Genomic DNA, 5,709 nt, shown 5'->3' with positions numbered 1-5,709 from the left:
GTTCGCGCAGGGCCTTGATCCGGTCGTAGCGCACCGAACGATATTTCGAGGCATCGGCATCGATTTTCGTGCCGTCGATCGACAACACGCCAAGACGCAGCAGGCCCGTCTGGCGGACCCCGCCAGGCGGCCTGCGCGTGCCCGGCGCGATGACGAACTGAAGGACGAGATCAAGCGGGTGTATGAGGCCAGTTCGAAGCTCTACGGGACGCGCAAAGTCTGGCATCAGATGCGCCGTGAAGGCATTGATGTGGCCAAATGCACCGTGGAACGCCTGATGCGTGCCATGGGTCTGGCCGGCATTCGGCGAGGGAAGAAGACGGTCACGACCATCAGCAATCCCAAGGCTCCGTGCCCGCTGGACAAGGTGAACCGCGCATTCCGCGTGAGCCGGCCGAATGCCCTGTGGGTGGTCGATTTCACCTACGTCCACACATGGGCAGGCTTCGTCTACGTCGCCTTCGTGATCGACGCCTATGCCCGGCGCATCGTCGGCTGGAAGGTCGCCACCTCGGCCACTGCGGGCTTCGTGCTGGACGCTCTGGAGCAGGCGATCCATGCCCGCAGGCCCGGACCCGAGGATGGCCTGATCCACCACAGCGACAGGGGTGTCCAGTACCTCGCCATGAATTACACCCAACGCCTGGCCGAGGCCAATCTGGTGCCCTCGGTCGGCAGCGTCGGGGACTCCTATGACAACGCCCTGGCCGAGACCATCAATGGCCTCTACAAGGCCGAGGTCATCTGGCGGCAGCCCTCTTGGCCCAGTGTGTCGGCCGTGGAAATGGCAACATTGCGCTGGGTCGATTGGTTCAACAACCACCGCCTCTTCGGCCCCATCGGCTATATCCCACCCGCCGAGGCCGAAGCCAACTACTATGCAGCCCTCGAGATCATCGATATGGCTGCGTGACTCAAACCAAACAGCCTCCGGGAAACCCGGGACGCTTCACAGCCACACCCCGATGTCGTGCCACCCAGGGTGTGTGATCTGGTGAGACGCCCCTTTGAGCGGCCACACCCGATGTCGTGCCACCGGGGTGTGTGATCTGGCGAGGGGACTAATTGATGTTAATAGTATATATATTAGTTTCCTCACCAGATCACATGGGACAACACGGAGAACCGCCAAATATCTCTACCATTACCTCACCAGATCACACGAATTACTCACCAAAACACACACTGGATATGAGGATACGTACTGGATAACAGGAACATGGTGCTGTGGGTCGACAGCGGATTACCGGAGGAGACTGAATTGCTTAAAGGTCAGTTGGGCAGAGGGTTCCGGCCTGAGGGCGAGAACTTCTCGTTTACCTCACCTTCAGAATCTGCTTTTGCCTGGATGACGCTGTTTGATGCTGGCCGCGTCGATATAGGTTTCGACCATGCGCAGGCTCTGGTGCCGCGAGAAGCGCTTGAGCTCGAGGAGGTCGTAGCCGTCGCCGGCGCCAGTGCTGATGGCACCCCGACGCAGACTGTGGCCGGCAAAGCTCCCCTCCAGCCCGGCGGCCTGACAATGCTTGCGGACGATCTCGGCGATCGCGCGATCGGAGAGGGCGGTGCTGCCGATTTTCGGGCGTGGGGAAGGGGTGCCTGCCTTGGCGTCCGGGGCCAGCCACACCCGGCGGAACACGGCGCCCTCGGTGATTGCGGCGGCCCGTAGCCAGGCTTCGTAGGCGCGAACCGGACAGTGGCGGGTGACGCCGCGTGGAATACCGACCCGCACCCCGTCCCGGTTGGGATCGCCCTTCGAGCGGGTCAGGCGGATCTCCATGCCGTCATCGTCGACGCTGACGTCGGCCACCGTGAGGCCGGCCAGCTCCGAGCGCCGGAAGGCGCCGGCGAAGCCGAGCAGCAGGATGGCGCGGTCGCGGACCGAGGCCAGATCGCTGCCCTGTACCTCGTCCAGCACCCGGGTGAGCGGAGTCCAGGTCAGCGCCGTCTTCTGCTGCGGGCCGGCGCCCGGCGCCTCGCGGCGGATGCCGGCGAGGGTGGCGGAGACCAGCGGATGGCTGGTGGGAATGGTGAGCCGGGCCAGATGGTGGAGATAGCGCAGCGCGGCACGATGCAGGTCGATGGTGCGGGGCGTGCGATTGCGCAGCGCCATGTCGGCCAGGTAGGCGGCGACATCCTCGGCCCGTGCCGGCAGGGCAGGGAGGGCGTGACCGGCGGCCCACTGGCACCAGGCGCGCACGGCACCGCGGTAGGCGCGGCGGGTATTGTCGGCCTTGCCGCGCTGGACGAAGGCCTCCACCGCCTTGCGGGCGGTGCCCAGGCTGCCGTCATGGTTCGGTACTGCCTGGCTGGAGGCGAGGGCGAACCACTGGGCGACGCTGGCGGCCGGCTGGCCGACCGGTGCCGGCGGCATCTTGTCGTCCAGGTCGGGCACCGGCCCGGCCGGCGGGCAGCGGCGCAGCCAGGCGACGAAGCTGGGCGCGCCCTGGTCGATCTCCAGGGCGATCAGCAGTTCGTGGCCGGCCGGGACATCGCCAACGGCCTCGCGTGCGGCGTCGAGGGCGGCGGCGGCGTGGGGCAGGGCAGGGGCGAGCGGCCGGTCCGCGGTGTAGCTGCCGTCCGGTTGCTCGATGCCGGCCAGGATCAGCGGGAGCGGCGGATCGAAGCGGGCGACCGAGAGGGCCCGCACCGCCAGCTGCAGTTGGTCGAGGTCGAGGCGGCTGCGGGTGAGGCGATCGACCCGCGCAGCGACCATGCGTCGGGCAGCGCCGCGGGAGCCGAGGATCCGGATGTCACTAAGCATCGGTGGAGAGTGTCTTCTTCATTCAGAACAGGCTTTCCTGCGCCGGATCGGCAGCAAGCAGGGTGGGAATGCGGCTGTGGCGGGCGATCCAGTCGCGGGTGAGCGGGCACATCCAGCCGGCGAGGGTGAGGATCTTCGCGTAGTCGGCGGCGAGATGGCGGGTGAAGATCGGCTCGTGATGGGCGATGCGGTTGCGGAAGGTCCGTAGATGGTCGAATTCGCGGTGGATCGTCTTGCGGGGCAAGCGGGCGTGGGGAAAGGCGGCGCTGAGCGCTGGCCGCCAGAGGGTCATGGCATAGTTGGCGCTGCCGCCGGGGCCGAGGAGGGCGACCCAGAAGCCAAAGCTCAACGCGGCGACGGTGTGCGGGGCGTCTGGCACGTAGCGCCCGCGTTTGAGTTTGGCCCGGGTCTGGGCGATCTCGGTGATGGCGTAGGCATTGAGCCCGGTCGCCGGATTGTCGAACCAGGCGGCGCCGTAGCGCCGCGCCAGTGCCCGGTGCAGGGTATTGCGCAGGGTGAGTTCGACGGACTGCAGGGGGCCGTAAAAGCCGGCACTCAGCGCGGTATTGCGGGTATGGAGGCGCAGCGCCAGGTCTGGATCGCCGGCCGAGGCCCGCAGGTAGGTGGCGAAGCGTTCGGGCGAGAGGCTGGTGCGGACGGCGGCGAGCATGGCGGGCGTATCCGGGTTTTCCTTGCGTTCGCTGGTCATTTGTCCTAACAATCCGCGTGTATCTCCCGGATATGCCTCTGTCCCCGGACACGCAACCGTGGAGCACGCTCCAAGGGCCCGTTCGCGGGCCCTTTTTTTATGCGTTTATCCTACTTCCGACAAGAGACATTATCGGAAGTAGAGGCGGGGGAGGGGGCGGAGTTCGGAGCGTCCTGAACTGACCCCGCCACGCATTCCCGTCGTGGCGCTTCGCCGGAAAATCGGGATTTTCCGGCCGTTTTCAAGGGACCGGCCGCCTCTGTAGATCCCGATCCTTGCATATTAGGATACGATAAGTGCCAATATCGTACCCTAACAGAAAAACCGGCTTGTCTTTCACTCCGGTGGGATTCATCCTGCCGTCAGCGGCCGCCGCTGGCCGCACGGTAAGAGGCACCAGCATGCAGGAATCTCGCGGCTCCGGCCCCGTTTCGACCGCGGCAGGGCCGTCGGAGCTGGCGGTGCCGAGCGTGCTGGCCCGCGCCGCCCTCGACAAAGGCGCCGCCTATGCCAGCCAGGCCCACGCCACCGCCACCCTGCGGGCCTATCGCGCCGACTGGCAGGATTTTCGCGACTGGTGTCTGGCGCGCGCCTTTACCCCGCTGCCGGCGGCGCCGGCGGTGATCGGCGCCTATCTCGCCGAACAGGCGGAATGCCGCGCCGCCAATACCGTGCGCCGCCGGGTCTCGGCGATCGGCATGGCGCATCGCTATGCCGGTCTGCCCTGGGACCCTGCCCATCCGGCGATCCGCGATCCGCTTCGCGGCGCCCTGAAAGTCCACGGCCGGCCGGCCGTGCCGGCGATCGCCCTCACCGTGGCGATGCTGCGCGACCTGGTCGCCACCTGCGATCTCAGCCCACGCGGCCGGCGCGACCGCGCCCTGCTGCTGATCGGCTTCGCCGGCGCCTTCCGCCGCTCCGAGCTGGTCAGTCTGCGCATCGAGGCGGTGATCGAGCGTGAGCATGGGCTGGTGATCACCCTGCCGCGCAGCAAGACCGACCAGCAAGGCAGCGGGGCCGAGATCGGTCTCGCGCCTGGCCAGCATGCGGAAACCTGTCCGGTGCGCGCGCTGCGGCTGTGGCGCAATCTGTTTCGTGACGGCAGCGGGCCGCTGTTTCGTCGGGTGCTGCGCGGTGGCGAGCTGACTGCCGAGCCGCTGGTCCCGAGCCGGGTCAGCCGGATCCTGGTCGGTCGCGCCCGGCAGGCCGGTTTGCCAGAGGAGGTGGTAGCGGCGCTGAGCGCCCATGCGCTGCGGGTCGGCTTCATCACCGAGGCCTACCAGCACGGGGTGCCGGACGCCGACATCATGGCCCATACCCGGCATCGCGATCTGCGCACCATGCGCGGCTATGTCCGCCGGGCCGGGCTGGTGACGGAGAGTCCGACGGCGCGGCTCGGGCTGTGAGTTCGCTCCGCCTGCCGTGGGATGTCCTGCCGCCGCGCCAGGCGAAGCCCGTGGCGCGGCCCGAGCCGGCTGTGCCGGCGGAAGGGACGAAAGGAGCGAAAGCCCAGGCTCGCCGCCCCCGCGTGCAGCGGATTGATCCGCACTGCGATCCGGCCGCCTATTGGCATCTGGTGGTGCACGGCCCGCAGGACGCGGTGGAGCGCTTCGTCGCGGCGGCCCGCGGTGCCGGCAGCCTGCCCTGGGTGCTGGACGGCGCGGCGATCGAGGAGGATCTGTTTCTCTGGGCGGTTGCCCGGCGCGACGCTGGTGGACACTCGGTGCAGGCCTGCCGCCTGCTGGCGCGCCAGGTGCGCCAGGCGGTGCTGGCCCATCATCAGCGTGTCTGTGAGGCCAGAGATGGGCGGAGCTGCCCGCTCGATTTCCATCGCCTGCGCCCGTTGCCGGCCGCCTTGCTTGCGGCTGGTCCGGCCGCCGAGGCGCCGCGCGCCTGGATGCGCCGCCACTGGGGGCTAGACGATCTGCCGCGCAAGATGGCCAGGCTGCCACAGGCCACGGCCGGCCGTCGCTTGCCACGGGGCCATGGCAGCGTGGTCTATGGCTTTTTCGCCGACGGCTGGCGGCCGGAGCCGTTGCTGGCCCATCTCACCGACAGTTTCCCTGCCCTGACCCGCCTCATGCGCATCCCTATCGCCCACCCAGCCGGGAAAGTCCTGCTCAGACAGATCAAAGCCTGGCGGAACAAGTTCTTCGTCTTCTTGACCAACAGGGACGTCCCGGCCACCAACAACATATCGGAGCGCGAAATCCGCCCCTCGGTCGTGTTCCGAAAA

4 protein-coding genes and 1 pseudogene are annotated in these 5,709 nt (G+C 67.7%); 3 read left to right on the top strand and 2 right to left on the bottom strand.

The window, feature by feature from the left end; genetic code table 11:
* The coding region (locus HLH48_RS22355) for an IS3 family transposase (RefSeq protein ID WP_246387722.1) at nucleotides 1–913 on the top strand (913 nt) is incomplete at its 5' end.
* Nucleotides 914–1,327: 414 nt separating this feature from the next.
* On the opposite strand, the gene HLH48_RS22350 is transcribed toward HLH48_RS22355, so the two are convergent.
* On the bottom strand, nucleotides 1,328–2,764 hold the full coding sequence (locus HLH48_RS22350) for a site-specific integrase (protein WP_182999660.1): 1,437 nt from the start codon (nucleotides 2,762–2,764) through the stop codon (nucleotides 1,328–1,330).
* 22 nt (nucleotides 2,765–2,786) lie between these two features.
* Nucleotides 2,787–3,473, bottom strand: coding sequence for a hypothetical protein (locus tag HLH48_RS22345; protein ID WP_182999659.1), 687 nt, complete (start codon nucleotides 3,471–3,473; stop codon nucleotides 2,787–2,789).
* 401 nt (nucleotides 3,474–3,874) lie between these two features.
* Between HLH48_RS22345 and HLH48_RS22340 the strand changes: the two genes are divergently transcribed.
* Together HLH48_RS22340 and HLH48_RS22335 are read left to right on the top strand one after the other, a co-directional pair.
* Nucleotides 3,875–4,879: a tyrosine-type recombinase/integrase gene (locus HLH48_RS22340; protein WP_182999658.1), complete on the top strand. Its 1,005-nt coding sequence runs from the start codon at nucleotides 3,875–3,877 to the stop codon at nucleotides 4,877–4,879.
* A gap of 680 nt (nucleotides 4,880–5,559) precedes the next feature.
* Nucleotides 5,560–5,709, top strand: a pseudogene (locus HLH48_RS22335) (IS66 family transposase); the annotation flags it as partial.

Source organism: Gluconacetobacter sacchari, assembly GCF_014174255.1.
In the GTDB taxonomy this organism is placed as follows: Bacteria; Pseudomonadota; Alphaproteobacteria; order Acetobacterales; family Acetobacteraceae; genus Gluconacetobacter; species Gluconacetobacter sacchari.
This window is presented reverse-complemented; position numbering and strand designations above follow the sequence as displayed.